The following is a 15,900-nucleotide window of genomic DNA, read 5'->3' on the forward strand; positions in this document are numbered from 1 at the left end:
TTCAGGCGCCCAGCGCGGCCAAGCGGGTCTTCACCGCGGTGTACAGCTTCCGGTCTTCGGGTTCTCGTTGCCGCAACCGGTCGTAACAGGCGGCGAAGTCCCGTAGCGCGCGTAGCTCGTCCTCGGGCCGTCCCGCTGCGGCGTACGCGTCGGCCAGCCCGGCCAGCACCCGGACCTCGTTGGTCGGTGCCCCGGACTCGGCGTAACAAGCGCGGGCGGCCTCCCCGTGGGTGACCGCTTCGGCGGGTTGCGCCAGCCTCATATGACAGTCCATCAGGACGCGGTGCAGTGCCCCGCGGTTGTACGGTGTGCTTGCCCGCGTCATCAGCTCGAGGGCGAACGGTGCGCGCTCGAGAGCCAGCGCCGGGTCTCCGAGCTCGAGGTGGCAGTGGATTTCGGTGGGCAGCGTCGCCGCCACTCCGCGGTCGTCGGCGAGCACTTCGTACAGAGACCCGGCGATCGTCGCGTGGTCCCGCGCGGCCGCCCAGTTGCCCTGATCTTCCTGCAGGACACTCAGCTGCTGGTGCCCGTTCGCCTGGTCCAAAGGTGCGTCGGCCCGCTCCGCCAGCGTGATCGACAAAGCCAGGTTGTGCTCCGCGAGGCCGAACTTCCGCAGCTTCCGCTGGATGTTGCCCAGCACCCGATGGCACACCGCCTGGTACCGCGTACGGTCGGGTTCCGGCAGTTCCTCCTTGGTGATCTCCGCGGCCGAAGCCAGCAGGCGCTCCGCGGTGAGCCAAGGGCCGTTGCGGGTGTGGTAACAGCACAGCGCAAGCGGCAGCCGCCATCGATATTCCGCGTACGGCCGGAAATCCGGCGAGTCCAGCACAGCGAGCAGGGTTTCATGCTCCTGCTCGAACCATCGGCGCCCGTCGCCTTCGTCGGCCGGGGCGGGCAGCGGCGCACCCTCGGCCGCCGAGAGGTCGTCCGGCAGGCCCCGGCCGGAGCGAAGAGCCGCATCGCACAACCGTGCGGCAGCCAGCAGCCAGCTCAGCAGCCGGTTGCGGACCGCCGCGGATTCCGCGGCCGGCAGCTCTTCGTCCGCACGTTCCCGCGCGAAGGCACGGACCAGGTCGTGGAGGCGGAACCGGTTCCCGGGCAACGGATCGAGCAGGCTGCCCCGCAAGAGCTCGTCCACCGCGTCCAGGGCGGCGGGCAACGGCAACCCGGACAGGAACGGGATGACGTCGAGGCCGATCTCGGGCCCGGGGTGAAGCGCGCCGACCTGGAGCACCCGGGCCGCTGCCGCGGACAACGGCGCGTACGACAACGCAAGTGAGTCACGCACTTCGCTCTCTCCTCCGGGTTTCACGCCGAGCACAGCCGAAGCCGAACACAGCCGGGCCAACAGGCCGTCCAGGCCGGTGCCCGGGTTCAGCCGCGCCTGCGCCACGACCAGCCGGACCGCCAGCGGTACTCCTCCGCACGCCGCCATCAGCTTTGCCGCCGCGAACGGTTCCGCCGTGATCCGCTCCGGGCCGATGGCGTCGCGCAGGACTTCCAGACTGGCCTCGGCACTGATCGGGGCCAGGGTCAGCACGTGCCCCGCCGCCACCGCCGGCAAGGCCACGGCCGCCCGCGTCGTGATGACCGTGCAGCTGCGCTCCCCCGCGGCCACGAGGTCCGCCGCGTGCCGATGGTCACGCACGTTGTCGAGGACGACCAGGATCGCGCGGTTGTTCGCCGCCGTGCGGTAGGCCGCGGACAAGGCAGCACCGGACCAGCCGCCGGCGGTGATCCCCAGCTGCTTCGCGAAGTCCGCGAGCACGGCCTCGGGCCGAGCCGGACCGGACGGGGAGAAGCCCCCCAGGTCGGCGAAGAGGACCCCGTCGGGGAACTTCCCGGCGACGCGGTGTCCCCACTGGACCACCAGTTCCGTCTTGCCCAGACCGCCGAGGCCGCAGACCGTGACAACCCGGACTCCGCCGGCCTCGGTGAGGGTGTCGAGGAGCTCCAGTTCGGCTGCTCGGCCATACACCGCCGATCGCACCGCCGGCAACGAATACGGCCTTCGTTCCGGGAGCGCCGCCGACGTCTGCCGAGCCCGGGCGATCAGGGCTTCGGCTTCCTTGCGCAGTTGCCCGCGCGCAGGTGAACCGAATTTCACCGGCAGCGCCGCGCGCCGACGGCAATCCTCGGTGATCTCGGTCGTCTGCCCGTTCAGGGACCACGTCCGCCAGAGCGCGATCCGGATCTTGTCGTCGTCGGGGAAAAGCTCGCCGGCTCGCATCGCGTGCCCCACCGCGCCCTCAGGGCCCTCCGCGTCGGTGGCGAGCTCGATCAGCTCGAGAAACGCCCGGCGCCCTTCGCCGCTCAGCTTCGTCACGTCGTCCTGGACCCAACGCGAGTCCAGTCCGCTCAACGGAGCGCCGGCCCACAGGGCGACGGCTTCGCGCAACAGCGACAGCTTCACATGCGAAGGTCGGCCGGCCCCGCTGCGGAGTGCAGTGCGGAACCGCCACAGGTCGACCGCTTCCGGCGCGACAGCCAGCCGCAGGGTCGCGTTCTGGGACGTCACCAGGTCTACGCCCGCGCCCTTCCGGATCCGGGCGCGGTGCGACCGCGTCGTCTCGGCGTTCACCCCGAGCCGTGCGGACAGGTCGTCCGTGGTGATCTTGCCGCCCGCCGCGGCGATGATCGCGAGCACGATCGCCTGTCGAGGTTCCAGACGTACCTCACGGTCGTTCACCCGCAGCCGCACCTTGCCGAGAATCCGCAGGTCGACCGCAGGTTCGTCCATGACTCTCAGTCAACCAGACCGGCGGCGGGCCGTCCTCGCCCGATCGGGTCGCAACGCCTTTCGCAACGGGTTCCGCAACGCCCGACCGGGACGTTGGCATCGTTCGGAACACCCTTCGAGGAGGCGATTATGGGATCTCCGTTTCCAGCGGACTTCACCCCCTGGTGGACGGCGGGGTACGGCACCCCCACCTGCGATGTGCGGCGCGTCGTGCTGGTGGTGGTGCACAGCGTGGCGTCGGCCGAACGCCTGTACACGGCGGTGCGGGCGATCGAAGAAGTGCCGGGGCTCCAGGTCGTCTTCACCCGGCCGCCGGGTCCGGCCGAGGTGCCCATCGGGGACTTCCTTGCCACGATCGGTGCGCTCACCACACCGTGGGAGCGTGCGGTCCGCGAACGGTTCGACTTGGTGATCGCCGCGGCACCGGCGGGAGCCGGCCGGCCGAACGGCGCGCTGCTGCTGCTCCCCGAAGTCTCGGTGGACGGCGAGATAGTCGACCAGCACGGCCGATGCTGCGTCACCGCGCTCACCCGGCTGCTCGATCGACGATCGAGCCTCACCGAACCAACGCTCATCGGTCTTCCGCATCTCCGTGCGATGACCCGGCTCCGGGCCATCGCACCGCAAGCGGGCCGGCACGCGGTGGTCGTCGGCGACCCCGGGTACGACGAGCTGTCCGACGCCTGCCGCAACCGGGTCCGGACCGTCGGCGGCCGAAAGCTGGGCCTCGTGCTGTCGGCCCGCGGACCGGAGTCGCTCCTCGGCCGGAGCCCCGCTCTTCTCCGGCGGCTCGCCTCGGAACTGCCGGCCCGGGAAGTCCGCCTGGTCTGCCGCCTCGACGCGGAGGTGTGGACGCGGCACGGCCGGCGGCAGCTGCTTGCTTGGGCCGGACGGACGGTACGCGAACGGGTGGAGTTCCTGCCACCCGGGCACGGTTGGCAAGAACTCGCCGCAGCCGCCGACTTCATCGTGGGCGACCATGGTCACGACACAGCCCGCGCCGCCGCGACGGGTAAACCGCTGTACCTGGCCAACCCCGTTCCGAAGCCGGTCGCCGGCTCGCTGGGCGAGGCCGTCGCAGACTACGGAACGATCTTGGATCCGGCTTTTCCCCTGGCGTCCCAGTTACGCTGGAAGCCGCGCCCCACCGCCCGGATCGCGCGCCGGCTCACGTCCGCCCCCGGCCAGTCCACCTCGCTGCTGCGCAGGCACTGCTTCCGCCTGATGCGGCTCACCGGCTCGCCCGCTCATTAAACAAAGGAGATCGTCCATGTCCCTCATCCGCCGGCTCGTCAACCGTGCCCGCGAAGGCGGCGGCACCGGCGACCGCGTTCGACTCGGCCAGGTGGCCGAGTCGAATCCGGCTCCCGCCGCTATCTGCTGAAAGCCCGGCCCATCAACGCCCCTCACCTGCAGGTGGCGTTGATGGGCCCAGCCGATCCTGCACCGTGAAATGCCGATGGACGGCGCCGGTTCCGCACCGAAGCGGAGTGCGAACTCACATCCATGGCGATACGAGGCGTACGCCGCACCGAGTGCGACCAGACCTGTGCAGACGCATTGGATGGACAGGGCAAGGTCTTGAGCAAGCCACTCCCCGACCCGCCGCACGGCCACACCGCCACATCTATCTGCTCGAGAGCCGCCTCGGCCTCGGCGAACGGGTCGCCGTTGGCGGCCTGGACCGGACGACACGGCTTGGCACTTGCGAGCCCGAGGGGAGCCCGAGAGCGCACGGACGCGACGACGGACCGCGACACAGGCCGACACCGCAGCCACCCCACGACCGAGGAAAACGACCTTGGCCGGCATCAGTCGATACCATCCGACACATCAAGATCACCACTCTTAACCAGCGGGTTCGGGGTTCGAGTCCCTGATGGCGCACCCTCCACCACCCCAGGTCTGATTCTCTTCGGCCGGGGGTTTTGTGGTATCTGGAAACATTTCTTCCGCTTCCTCTCTGTCCACTGTGGTCTTCTGCGAGCCCGAGGGGAGCCCGAGAGCGCAAGCCGGGTGCAACGCGCGCCGCGGGATTGCACCGGCCAGCTTCCGGGCCGCGTCGTCGGCGACCTCCATGGCAACGTTCGTGTAGCCGTCGGTCAGGGCTGGAGCGTGCTCCCCGCCGCCGGGGTCGCCGAAGACGTGACAGCCGGGCGGCTCCAGGGCGGCCCGATCGCCGATCCGGCGGTCTCCCGCACCATTGTCCTGGCCTTGCCGCGAGCCGGCCGCATCCCGCCCGCTGCCGAGGTCGCGGCCACCGAGCTCGTCCGGGTGACCCGAACGCTGGTCGAGGACGACACTTGGCCGACCGCCAGCGTCGTCGCCCAGGCGGGTTGACCGAGCCGCCACGCGTCGAGCTTGGGCACGCAAGATCCCGACGAACGCCGCACGGTCAAGATCAGCGGTCGAGACGACGGCCGGAAGTGATCCGCCCTGCGCTCGAAACACCGATTGTCGCGCGGCTCGATACGCCGCGATCTCGCTTCAGCGTTGTACCTGGGGTGTGACAGCGGCCGATCTCCCCCCTCGGCCTGCAGATCAGCGCTCGACACGATGCCGGTTGGCGACACGCGATCGGCAGCTCGCCCGCAGTGCCGCCGAACGCGATCGTCGCCGCCGCGAAGCCGAGCAAAATCGCCAACCTGCCCAGGCTGGCTTCCGAATCGGCGCCGCAGCCCGTTGCCGGTGGCACGATGTCCTTGTCCCGAGTCAAGGGCGCCTACGGGATCGGCCCGTCGGCCGCGACCAGCGAACGCTCGATCAGGTGATCACAGCAGTAGCTGCAACCGATCGGCGAGACGATATCGGGCATGAGCGCGGCCGCACCCCGCGAAGTGGGGATTCGGCGAGTTCCGGCCACAGGCGGCGTCTGCTGGATGTGCGGACGCCCGGCAGTGTCCGGGGAACGTCTCCCGGACGCGTCACCGAGTCCGCCTGGTGCCGGGCAGCTCTCAAGCGTCGAGGTGGTGCTGCTCGGCCACGCAGGCTCAGCAGTCGAGGCCTACCTCCGTACCTGCGACCCCACCACAGCACGGCACAGCGAGCGGGATGAGGCCCGGACCGCGGCAGGGCTTTGGCTGAGCTGCTGCATGCAGCAGCACCTCGACGCACGGTCAGCGCTGCGACGAAGCGCTCCAGAATCCCAGCCTCGACCCGGCACCCGCCACGCCGCTCTCCGATCCGGACGCCGTGACCGATCTCGATGCCGGGTTGCACCACTACGCACACGTGCACCACCCTGCCCATGGCCACTACTCCCTCGGCCCCCCATGGCCCGTGCTGACCATGTAATGCATGGGGGCCCGGAGAGTCGACTGGCACACCTAGGAGCAGTGAGTACTCGCCGAGCTAGCCAACCGGCACCGTTGCCACAGCAACACCCGTCGAGCAGCCGACGTCGATCATGAAGCCGCCCGGGTACATGCCACGGTCCAGTTGAATCGGCTTGGACGCCGGCGCTCCCGTCCTGCTGCGGAAATTGAGGCCGTCCGGCGGACTGGATGCGGTCGTCCCTCGGGATGCAGTTCCCGGTGACGCGCCCCCACTGGGAAGGGCGACGTGCGATTCGGTCGATGGCTGCTCGGCTGGGTCGATGGTGCTCTGGCTGCCGATTGCCCGCAGGCGCACCGCGCATTCGCCGGCCAGAGCCCATCTTCGGTTTTGCATCGCAGGTCAGGTTGTGGCAGCCGTCTTGAGCAAGACGCTTTCAGACGCCGTCGGCTTTGCTGTTGCGATCGAAGGCCGACCATGCGGCGGTGTCCCGCCGCAGGTCGGGATTCGGACCGTGGAAAACGTTCTTCGCCGCCTGGTCACCGGTCAGGTGGTACTGCAGCCAGGCGGTGATCGCGCCGAGCAGCCGGTAACGGGTGTCGCCCTGCAGGAAGTGCGTGGCTCCGGCGAGCTGGCCGTAAACCGCCGGAACCTGGCTGGTCGCCGTGAAGCGCGCCCGCACGTAGAACGCGGGCACGATGATGTCGGCTTGGCCGGAGACGTAGAACGCCGGGCCGTGCAGGGCCTTTTCCGTGCCCTGCGGGCCGGGCATGATCGGGATCGTCGTCTTCACCAGCGGGTCGGCACCGGCGGCGATGGCGCCACCCCCGCCCTGGGAGTACCCGGCCGCCGCGACCTCGGCCGTGTCGATGTGGGCCTGGAAAACGCTTCCCGAGCGCGTGTTCTCGGCGATCGAGTACTTGGCGCCGTCGAGCATTTCTTTACCGGAGCCCGACTGCCCGGTGTTCGCCGCCGCGAGTGCTTGGCGGGGCTCGAGCCGATGTCGGCGGGGTAGTAGAGGGTGTGGGCGGCGTCGCCGGCAGCTTTGGCGGATTGCGGGGTGAGGGCAACGGCAACAGTCAACGCTGTTGTCGCGAGCAGGAGCCTTCGGCCCACAGTACGCACGTCAGCTCCGAATCAGTTGTAGAAGTGGATGTAGCGGAAAGAGGACGTGCTGACGTCGTGGACGAGGTAGTGGCCGTAGCAGCCGTTGTCGGTTTGGGCGATGGAGCCGGCGGTGGGTTTGTTGTCGACGCGGTAGCCGTGGTTGCGGGCGTTGTCGTCCCAGTACTTCGCGTCGCCGTAGTTGTTCGCGCTCTCGCCGTGGCGGGCGATGGTGAAGGCGGCCCACGAGACGCACTCGCGGTTGTACATGTTCCAGTCGTCGACGACGGAGTCCTGCGGGACGTTGCGCCACTTCGCGGGGTAGATGTCGCCGATGGTCGAGGCGGTCGCGGCAGCGGGGATCGTGCCGAATTCGGCGGCCATCGACGTCCGCTGCGTGTCGTGGCCGGCCGTGGGGGCGGCGGTCGCGGTGGCGGTGCCGCTGATCGCGAAGGCGAAGGTGGCGGCGAGGGTGAGCAAGGCACGGGACGGTGTGCGAACGACGGGTCGACGGTGGAACGAACGCCCTGGTCGGCGTCAGTTGTTCACAGAATTGCCGTCACCACTGCCAACCAGTGCCACAGATGCCAGGACGGACGTCGCGCAGCGCGAGGGTCGCCGCGTGCGTGCCCCCGGCCGACAACGGGCGGCCGGGGTGCTCGGGGCCGCCCAGTCCCCGCTGCTCGAAGGAGCGGACGTTGCGCGGCACTCGCGGGCCGAAGCTCACCTGGCAGACGTATTCTGCGATCGGCCGGGTGAACCGGCGGTGGTAGTGGTCGATCGGGGGCCCGGGCGGGAAGCGGAGCTCGTACTCCACCACGGTCACCGCGCCCAACGTGAGCGGTTGCGCGAGGCGCAGCTCACCGGCGACCATCCCGGTCGCGCGGTCCACACAGACCTGCCCCAGCCGCGCCGAGCGGACGTAGTGGTAGCAGGGATCGGCGGTCAGGGACGAGTCGGCCTGGTAGTAGCTCATCAGCCGGTCGACGCCGTCGACGGTGGCTTCGGCGACCATCCGGACCTGCAGGGCGCGCTCGGCCCCGTGCTCGTCGAGCAGCATGCGGTCGTGGATCGACCAGAACGACAGCTGGCCGTCCGGCGGTGGCTTCAGCTCGCCGGAGAGGGCCCGCAACTGCGGCCACAGCCGGCGGCGCTCGATCCGGCAGGCGGGCTCGCCGAGCCAGCGCCCGCGAGGCGCTTTGGGGCCGAGCTGCGAGGTCAACGTCCCGGCTTCGAGGCCGAGCACGGATTCCAGTTGCGTGACGGCGACCATCGACGTGTCGCGTTCCGGCTGGGACCGTCCGCGCCGCCAGTAGGACAGCGCCGAGCGCGAGAGCCGTACCCCGCGGGCGGCGAGGTGGTGCTGGAGCCGTTCGAGAGACAACCCGGATTCGTCGATCGCGGCGTCCAGCGTGACCGCGAACGAGCCCGGCGACGGCCGGTTCACCCGTCCAGCATGATCAGGAGCAGGAGGCTGCGGAACCGACGAAAGTCCTGCTCCTTGGCAGCGCTTCTCACGATGTGAACTCGATTTCCGACGAACGGCGGTGGTCGGCCGGACTTGCGGGCGTCACAGTGGGCGCCGTGTCTTCGTCCCGTGAAACGTTCGCGGCAGCCCTCGACGCCGCGATCAGCGACGCGGGGCTGACTCTGGACCGGGTCCGCGAACACCTCGCCGCGCGCGGGGTGTCGGTCTCGCGCAGCGCCTTGGTGTACTGGCGGATGGGACGGTCCAAACCCGAGCGCGAGACGTCGCTGCGCGCGGTCGTCGAGCTCGAGCAGGTGCTCGGGCTGCCCATCGGCGCCCTCACGTCGTTGCTCGGGCCGCAAGAGCAGCGGTGCCTTCGTCAGGGGAGCCGGACGCCGCTGCTGGAGCGGCGCCGGTTGTGGCCCTCCGTGCGGCCGACGGCGCTCGAATTCGACCTCCCGCCCGAGGACGACGTCCGGCTGAGGTCGGTGCACGACGAACTCGTCGTCGACGACGAACACCAGGAGCGACTGCTACGGGTGCGGGTGGTCTGCGAGGCCACCACGGACGGCGTCACCCGGATGCCGGTGTACTACCAGACCGAGGACATCACCCGGCCGCCGCCGCGCTTTGCCGCGGTGTTCTGCTGCCGCGCGGGCCGGGTCCGCAAGGACGCGGGCGGTGGCCTGCTGGTGGCCGAGCTGTTCTTCGACCGGGAGCTGGCCGCCGGAGACGTCGCCGCCGTGGAGTACGAGCTCGTCTTCTCGCGTGGCCGGCCTGTACTCGGCTACCACCGCAGGCTGACCCGGCCGGCTTCTATTTACACGTGTCAGGTTCAGTTCGGCCGGACGGTCCCGCGGAGCGTTGAACGTTTCGAGCGGCGTGATCTCGCGGCCCCACGCCGGAAGGTGGAGCGGCTGCGTCTGACGGACAGCAGGGTCGTGGCCGTGGCAGCCCGGGATGTCGGAGCGGGAATCATCGGTGTCGAGTGGGTGTGGTAGCAATTCTGTGAACACGGCCAGTTGAGCAGCGGATATCTCTCCGGCGCAGTGTGGTCGTCACTTCTCCTGGCAAATCGGGAAGCCGCTTCTTACGGTCCGTAGTGCTGTATTCCTCCTCACATCTCCGGAGCAGCACATGAGAAAACCAGCTCTGCTCGCCGCCGTTTTCCTGGCGACAGCGGTCATCTCCCCACCGCCGGCCTCGGCCGGGCCACCCCCGTTGGTGCCGTTGGGTACGGCCCCCGCCATCCCGGCCGGCGCCGGCGCGGACAGCTCGGCGATCCCCGGAAACGTCACCGTCTCCGTCGCGCTGAAACCCCGGGACGCAGCGGGAGCCGAACGGTACGTCGTCGCCACGGCCGACCCGGGATCCCCGCTGTACCACCGGTATCTGAGCGCCGCGGAGTACACCGAGCGCTTCGGGCCCACCGCCGGGGCGGTCGAACTCGTGCGGAACTACCTGACGGGCAAGGGACTTCGGGTCGGTGACGTCACGGGCAACCGCCAGGTCGTCACCGCGTCCGGCACTCCGAGCCAGGTCGAAAGTGCTTTCACCACCACGCTTTCCGGCTTCCGCTCGGCCACCGGCGAGCGCTTCTTCAACGCCACCAAGCCCGCCGCGGTGCCGGCCGACATCGCCGCCGTCGTCCGCGGGGTCACGGGCCTGACCAACCGGGCGGCCGCGCACCGGGCTGGTTCCCCCGCGGGTCCGGCCGGGCCGGCCGGCGGGTACACCCCGGCGCAGCTGCGCACCGCCTACAGCATGAGCGGGCTGTCCGGCTCGTACGACGGCTCGGGGGAGACGGTCGGGCTGATCGAGTTCGACACCTTCAAGCAGTCGGACATCGACGCCTGGACGCAGTACTTCAAGCAGCCCGCCGTCACCCCGGAGCTGGTGAAGGTCGACGGCGGCGTGCCGAACCCCGGCAGCGACCAGCTGGAGGTCACCCTCGACATCCAGGCCGTGGCCGCCACGGCCCCGAAGGCCAAGCAGATCGTCTACTCCGCGCCCAACAGCGACCAGGCGTGGGTGCACGAGATGGCGAAGATCGCGTCGGACAACAGGATCACCATCCTCTCCGGCTCGTGGCTCAACGGCGAAATCTGCGAAGCCGACCCGATCGCGGCGTCGCACGACTCGTACACGCAGCTCGCCGCCCAGGGCGTCACGATGCTTTCGGCGTCCGGCGACTGGGGCGCCACCGGCTGCGGCTACCAGGGCGACAACAAGACCATCCAGGCCGACTTCCCGGCCAGCGACCCGCTGTTCACCGGCGTCGGCGGCACCCAGCTGCGCACCTCCGACAGCGCGGGCACCTGGCAGTCGGAGACGTGCTGGAACCAGGGCGGCAGCGGCAACACCCGCTCCGGCGGCGCGTACTCGAAGATCTACCCGCGGCCGGACTGGCAGCCCGGCACCAACCAGTATCGCTCGGTGCCGGACGTTTCGCTCGTGGCCGACTACGGCGCCGGCGCGTTGTCGGTGTACATGAACGGTGGTTGGCAGGATGTCGGCGGCACCAGCCTGTCCTCGCCGCTGTGGGCGGGATACGTGGCGATGCTGAACCAGAAGTCGCTCGGCGGCGGGAAGTCCCGGCTCGGGCAGCTGAACCCGGACATCTACAAGATCGCCGGTTCGGCGGACTACGCCTCGACGTTCCACGACGTCACCTCCGGCGGCAACGGCACCTACAACGCGGGCACCGGCTACGACCTGTGCACCGGCTGGGGCTCCCCGAAGGCCGACGCGCTGGGCGCGAAGCTGCTCGGCGGCGGCGACACCCCGCCCCCGGCACAGGACTTCACGCTGTCCGCCTCGCCGTCCTCCGGCAGCGTGGCCGCGGGCAGTTCGGTGAGCACGACGGTCACCGCCGCCGCTCCGGCCGGCGCGTCCCCGAGTGTGGTCGGGGGTTCGCCGACGACGACGGCCGCGCACCCGTTCATCATCTCGATGCGGCGCGAGGGCTCGGCGTTCCCGGGACAGCAGTCCTGCACGGCCACGCTGTTCGGGCCGCACACCGTGCTGCTGGCCGCGCACTGCCTGCTGGAGAAGCCGGGCCACAAGTGGTTCGTCTACGGCGCCGACGACCTGACGCAGAACACCGGCACCACCGCCGAAATCGCGTCCCAGTGGGTCCACCCGGCCTACACGGACTGGAGCGCCGGGGCGGACATCGCGGTCGTCACCCTCGACAAGGACATGCCGGTGCCCGCCGGAATGACGTACCCGAAGCTCAACACGGACCCGAGCCTGGAAGCGGCCGGGACGCGGGGTATCTCGATCGGCTGGGGTGAGACGGGCGCCAACACTTACAGCAATGTGTTGCGCCAGGCCGACGTCCCGGTCGCGGCGGACAGCGCGTGCAAGGGCCGGTTCACCGACCCGCACGGGCAGGAGCAGTACAAGACACCGGCGATGCTGTGCACCGGCTACGCCGACCACCACGCGGGTGCGTGCGTCGGCGACAGCGGCGGCCCGTACCTGGTCGGCAACGCGGTCGTGGGCGTGTTCTCGTGGATGTCGACCGGGTGCGACTGGTACGCGGTCTACGCCCGGGTGTCCACGTACGCGGCGGACATCGCCCCGCACCTGCCCGGCGGAGACACCCCGGCCGGCGCCATCGCGCTGACCGCGACGGGCCTGCCTTCGGGCGCGACGACGGCGTTCACCCCGGCGAGCGTGGACGTCGGCGGCCACGCGACGCTCACGATCTCGACGAGCGCGAGCACCCCGGCCGGAACGTACGACGTGACGATTTCCGGCAAGAGCGCGAAGTCGACCCAGACGACGCACTACAGCCTGACGGTCACCGGCGGCCAGAACGCCGACCTCAAGCTGGCCAACCCGGGCAACCAGAGCAGCTGGACCGGCCAGGCGGTGAACCTGCCGTTGCAGGCCACCGGCGGTTCCGGCGGGTACAAGTGGGCCTCGACCGCATTGGCACCCGGATTGAGCCTCAACCCGGCCACCGGAGTCATCTCGGGCACCCCGACCCGGGCCGACAGCCGACAGGTCACCGTGACGGTAACGGACTCGGCGGGCAGGAAGGCCACTGCGGCGTTCTTCTGGTTCGTGTTCGGCTGAGTCTCTCCTGATCAGGCGGTGCCACCCCCGGGGACGGGGTGGCACCGCCGCCCACTCTCGGCACTGCCCGTCGTCACCTTCGAACCAGGCCTAGGCCTGAGTGAAGGAGACGACGCACTGAGGCCGCGGCCATCCCAACCGGCAGCCGTACGCTCCGCCGTCCTGCGAGAGGCCGCCGGAGCGGTGTGGCACCAGCTCGCAGCTCTCATCGGGCCTTACCGAGTCCCACTGTTCGATTACCTCGTCGAGCTGGCGAAGCAGACGCGGTGGCTCACCCCACTCGACGCGCACTGCAGCGACCAACAGCAGCTCCGGCCGTCCGGCTCGCGTCCCACCGAGGACCCGTCGTGCCGGCGAATTCCGAGAGCGACCGTGGTGGGCAGACCGGTGAATTCATGTGTTCACCGCCGATGACGTCCTCAACCGCGTCGACGAGCACGGCGACCTGCAGCACACCCTGTGCGAGAAGCGCTTCGCTCTTCCTTGACGTTAACTAGGATCGCTCTACCCCGGACATCGTCCGCATCCAGACGTGCCTCCTGAGGACCTACCCGGATTAGTTGTCCACTCGAACTATTGTGTCGTGTAACTGTGTACCGGCGCGCCTCGCCGGGTACGCGGCCGGGAGATCGTGTTCGCCCTGCGGAAGGAGACTGCTGCCGTGACCGTCCGGTTTTTCGTCCGGGAGTTCCCGGCCATCCACCTCGCCATCGGCGTGATCGGAAACGTGATCTTCTTCGTCGGCAGCGTCCTGTTCATCTGGCACACCACCGAAACGCTCGCGATCTGGCTGTTCATCATCGGCTCGTTCGGGATGATGCTCGGCGCCATCGGCCAGGCCTTCTACACCTGGGAACGCCACCGCCTCAACGGCGCACCCGGCGCCCGGCCGCAAGAGCCGTCCCGCGCGGCCGGTTGAACCCGGGACCGGCTGGGCAGTACCACGGTGCACCACGGTTGAAACCGCAGCCGCCACCGCACCCGCCCCGGCCCGTTCACCCGCAGTCCGGCCGCGTGGGAAGGCTGTACCCCGCCTTCCCGCGTCGACGAGGAGGCTTCATGTTCACCCCCGCTGCCGCCAGGCATGACGACCTCGACACCGGCCACGGCGCGCTCGCGCGGATCACCGTCACCACCACTTGCGAGCACGCCACTGTCGCCGTCAGGGGTGAACTCGACCTGTCGGTGACGACGCCGCTGCACGAACGGGTGACCACCGAGCTGCGGTTGTCCCCCGCCGCGCTCGTCCTCGACCTCACCGACGTCACGTTCTGCTCCGCCGGTGCGCTGGCCGTCCTGCTCGAAGCCGTCACCACCGCGCACGCCCGCGGGATCCCGTCAGCGGTCATCGCCACGCACCGCGCGATCCTCCGGCCGATCGAGCTGCTCCGGCTGGGCCGCATTCTCCCGATCCACCAAGATCGCGCCGAGGCCCTCGAATGGTTGTCCTTGGTGGCGCGGTTGCGCGACTCCGAACCGACGTCCTGAGCTGCGTCGGACACCTACCCGCGCAGCCGCGACCCCGCATCATCCCCGGACAACCCACCGCTCAGTAGCCGGCTTCGTCCCGCGGGCACCCGACACGCGCCCAGACAAGCTTGCCGTCGTCGTGGTGGCTCACGCCCCACGCGGCGCTGAGCTGCTCGACGAGCGCCAAGCCGCTACCACCGGGGGCACCGGGAACCCGCGTCCGCGGCTTTCCGCTTCCTGAGTCGGCGACCGCGACGGTCACCTCGCACGCGTCGCCGGTGTGGTGAACCCGTAGCTCGCGGGGCCCGCCGGCGTGCACGTAGGCGTTCTCAAGCAGCTCATTGACCACAAGCAGGACGTCGGCCCGGTGGGCTTCGGCGAGCGCGTCGAGCCGGTCGTGCACCCACTGGCGCGCGTGGGCAAGATCCGCGGGCTCGGTTCCCCGCAGGCCGAGGATGTGCCACCCCGGTTGACCTGTGTCATCCCAGCTCACCTGCACGTCACGACTCCCTCCGCCACCGTGCTCCCCCACACACGAGTGCGGCCTGTCCGCGAGGGCTACCCGCGATGCAGGCGCTCAATCGGAGATGGTCGCGTTCAGTAATCGCCTGTCATCGACGAGGTGTTACCAGACCGAGGCGCTGCCGACGATCGACTTCCGAATCGTCGAGTCCGCCCTCGGCGCGGCTGCCGGCGGACACGACGACGGTGGCGACGTCGTGCAGCTTGACATTGGTGTGCTGCGACACGACGACCAGCGCCTCGAACGCCTCCGCGGCGGTCCAGCGGCGCAGCAGCATCAGCATGCCTTTGGCCTGCTCGATCGACGGCTGGGTCGACAACGCCTCGCGCAACTGCTCGTTCTCGGCCACCGGATCGGCACGCTCGCCGGATCTTCGGTCAGGATCATGTTCCACGTCCATATCCCGGCACATCGCCTGCCGACACCAGGCAAAGGCGGCCGGGTGCTCGGTACGAGCCCGCACGAGTGGGCATCGTGGGCATTCCGCAGCTACACGGGACGCTGATGCACACCAGCCGTCCTGATACCGGCGGCATCGCGACGATCGGCATCCGCGCCGGACCGGTGCGCCTCAGCCTTGGGCCGGTGCTCGGGCGCTGTAGCGTCCTCGCGGCGAGCGGCTTCTTCATGTCGCTGTGCGACACGGTCGTGTGCCAGTGCCGAGCGCAGCAACCCGCTCCGAGCATCGCGTCAACCCCGGATTGCCTCGGCCAGCGTGCCGAACACCGGCATGAGCTGGTTGACAGCAGTGAGAGAAATCGGCCGCGCCGCGACCGGGGTGGCCACCACCCGCACCGCGGTGCCTTCGCCGGCGCGCCGCCGAATATCGACAAGCGCACCGATCCCGGACGACGACAAAAAGGACACCTCGGTCAGATCGACGATCAAGATCGCAGCCTGCTGGGCCAGGGCAACCTCGATCGCGGGACGCAGCCGGGGCGCGCCTGCCAGGTCGATATCTCCTCCGATCGACAAAACCAAGGCCCCGTCGACGCGTCGGCTCGACGCGGAAACGGCTGATCCTCCAACGCGAGGGCCCTCGGCCGCTGATTCGGAAAAGGTCACCCGCTCACTATGCCCTTCGCGACGCCAGGCAGTTGTATCCGATGGAGGTTTGTCGCAACTACTTTCCGTGCTCTCGTGGAGAGGAAAACTTTCTCAAGTGCGCGGAAGCGTTCGTTTTCGGCCAGGAACTCGAGGCGCTCTGGGGCGTCCGACAAATTCGATGATGTCCTC

Annotated in this window: 14 protein-coding genes and 1 pseudogene; 7 read left to right on the top strand and 8 right to left on the bottom strand. The window is 69.6% G+C overall.

What is annotated here, in order from left to right:
* Position 1: 1 nt before the first annotated feature.
* On the bottom strand, positions 2 to 2,740 hold the full coding sequence (locus BLV96_RS43260; protein ID WP_086678210.1) for an NB-ARC domain-containing protein: 2,739 nt from the start codon (positions 2,738 to 2,740) through the stop codon (positions 2 to 4).
* A gap of 129 nt (positions 2,741 to 2,869) precedes the next feature.
* Here BLV96_RS43260 and BLV96_RS43265 point away from each other — a divergent pair, with 129 nt between their 5' ends.
* The gene (locus BLV96_RS43265; protein WP_086678211.1) at positions 2,870 to 3,994 is read left to right on the top strand and encodes a hypothetical protein; all 1,125 of its coding nucleotides are present in this window, start codon (positions 2,870 to 2,872) and stop codon (positions 3,992 to 3,994) included.
* 219 nt (positions 3,995 to 4,213) lie between these two features.
* Here BLV96_RS43265 and BLV96_RS51600 read toward each other — a convergent pair.
* A pseudogene (locus BLV96_RS51600) lies at positions 4,214 to 4,351 on the bottom strand (DUF2637 domain-containing protein); the annotation flags it as partial.
* 504 nt (positions 4,352 to 4,855) lie between these two features.
* Here BLV96_RS51600 and BLV96_RS43270 point away from each other — a divergent pair.
* Positions 4,856 to 5,080 carry a type 2 periplasmic-binding domain-containing protein gene (locus tag BLV96_RS43270; RefSeq protein WP_086678212.1) on the top strand — a complete coding sequence of 75 codons (225 nt, stop codon included), beginning with the start codon at positions 4,856 to 4,858 and terminating at the stop codon, positions 5,078 to 5,080.
* A gap of 254 nt (positions 5,081 to 5,334) precedes the next feature.
* Positions 5,335 to 5,511 (top strand): hypothetical protein, encoded by a 177-nt coding sequence (locus BLV96_RS50125; protein ID WP_158104170.1) that lies wholly within the window; start codon positions 5,335 to 5,337, stop codon positions 5,509 to 5,511.
* Positions 5,512 to 6,449: 938 nt separating this feature from the next.
* Here the strand turns inward: BLV96_RS50125 and BLV96_RS43275 are convergent.
* From BLV96_RS43275 to BLV96_RS43285, 3 genes are all read right to left on the bottom strand, one after another.
* The gene (locus BLV96_RS43275; protein WP_086678213.1) at positions 6,450 to 6,950 is read right to left on the bottom strand and encodes a poly(ethylene terephthalate) hydrolase family protein; all 501 of its coding nucleotides are present in this window, start codon (positions 6,948 to 6,950) and stop codon (positions 6,450 to 6,452) included.
* 200 nt (positions 6,951 to 7,150) lie between these two features.
* A complete protein-coding gene (locus BLV96_RS51385; RefSeq protein ID WP_086678214.1) occupies positions 7,151 to 7,597 on the bottom strand; it encodes a CHAP domain-containing protein in 447 nt (148 codons plus the stop codon).
* Positions 7,598 to 7,676: 79 nt separating this feature from the next.
* Entirely contained in the window at positions 7,677 to 8,564 is an 888-nt protein-coding gene (locus tag BLV96_RS43285) for a hypothetical protein (RefSeq protein ID WP_086678215.1), read from the bottom strand.
* Positions 8,565 to 8,701: 137 nt separating this feature from the next.
* Here BLV96_RS43285 and BLV96_RS43290 point away from each other — a divergent pair, with 137 nt between their 5' ends.
* From BLV96_RS43290 to BLV96_RS43305, 4 genes are all read left to right on the top strand, one after another.
* Complete coding sequence (locus BLV96_RS43290; protein WP_143051115.1) at positions 8,702 to 9,586, top strand: XRE family transcriptional regulator; 885 nt, start codon at positions 8,702 to 8,704, stop codon at positions 9,584 to 9,586.
* Between the two features lie 136 nt (positions 9,587 to 9,722).
* Positions 9,723 to 12,671, top strand: coding sequence for a trypsin-like serine protease (locus BLV96_RS43295; RefSeq protein ID WP_086678217.1), 2,949 nt, complete (start codon positions 9,723 to 9,725; stop codon positions 12,669 to 12,671).
* 661 nt (positions 12,672 to 13,332) lie between these two features.
* A complete protein-coding gene (locus BLV96_RS43300; RefSeq protein WP_086678218.1) occupies positions 13,333 to 13,590 on the top strand; it encodes a YrhK family protein in 258 nt (85 codons plus the stop codon).
* 140 nt (positions 13,591 to 13,730) lie between these two features.
* Positions 13,731 to 14,159, top strand: coding sequence for an STAS domain-containing protein (locus tag BLV96_RS43305; protein ID WP_086678219.1), 429 nt, complete (start codon positions 13,731 to 13,733; stop codon positions 14,157 to 14,159).
* Positions 14,160 to 14,220: 61 nt separating this feature from the next.
* Here BLV96_RS43305 and BLV96_RS43310 read toward each other — a convergent pair whose 3' ends face one another.
* The 3 genes from BLV96_RS43310 to BLV96_RS43320 form a co-directional block, all read right to left on the bottom strand.
* The gene (locus BLV96_RS43310) at positions 14,221 to 14,634 is read right to left on the bottom strand and encodes an ATP-binding protein (RefSeq protein ID WP_244180914.1); all 414 of its coding nucleotides are present in this window, start codon (positions 14,632 to 14,634) and stop codon (positions 14,221 to 14,223) included.
* Positions 14,635 to 14,752: 118 nt separating this feature from the next.
* Complete coding sequence (locus tag BLV96_RS43315; protein ID WP_086678221.1) at positions 14,753 to 15,064, bottom strand: ANTAR domain-containing protein; 312 nt, start codon at positions 15,062 to 15,064, stop codon at positions 14,753 to 14,755.
* Between the two features lie 290 nt (positions 15,065 to 15,354).
* Complete coding sequence (locus BLV96_RS43320; protein WP_086678222.1) at positions 15,355 to 15,729, bottom strand: STAS domain-containing protein; 375 nt, start codon at positions 15,727 to 15,729, stop codon at positions 15,355 to 15,357.
* Positions 15,730 to 15,900 lie beyond the last annotated feature (171 nt).

The sequence above is a fragment of the Amycolatopsis pretoriensis genome, from assembly GCF_900107925.1.
Taxonomy (GTDB): domain Bacteria; phylum Actinomycetota; class Actinomycetes; order Mycobacteriales; family Pseudonocardiaceae; genus Amycolatopsis; species Amycolatopsis pretoriensis.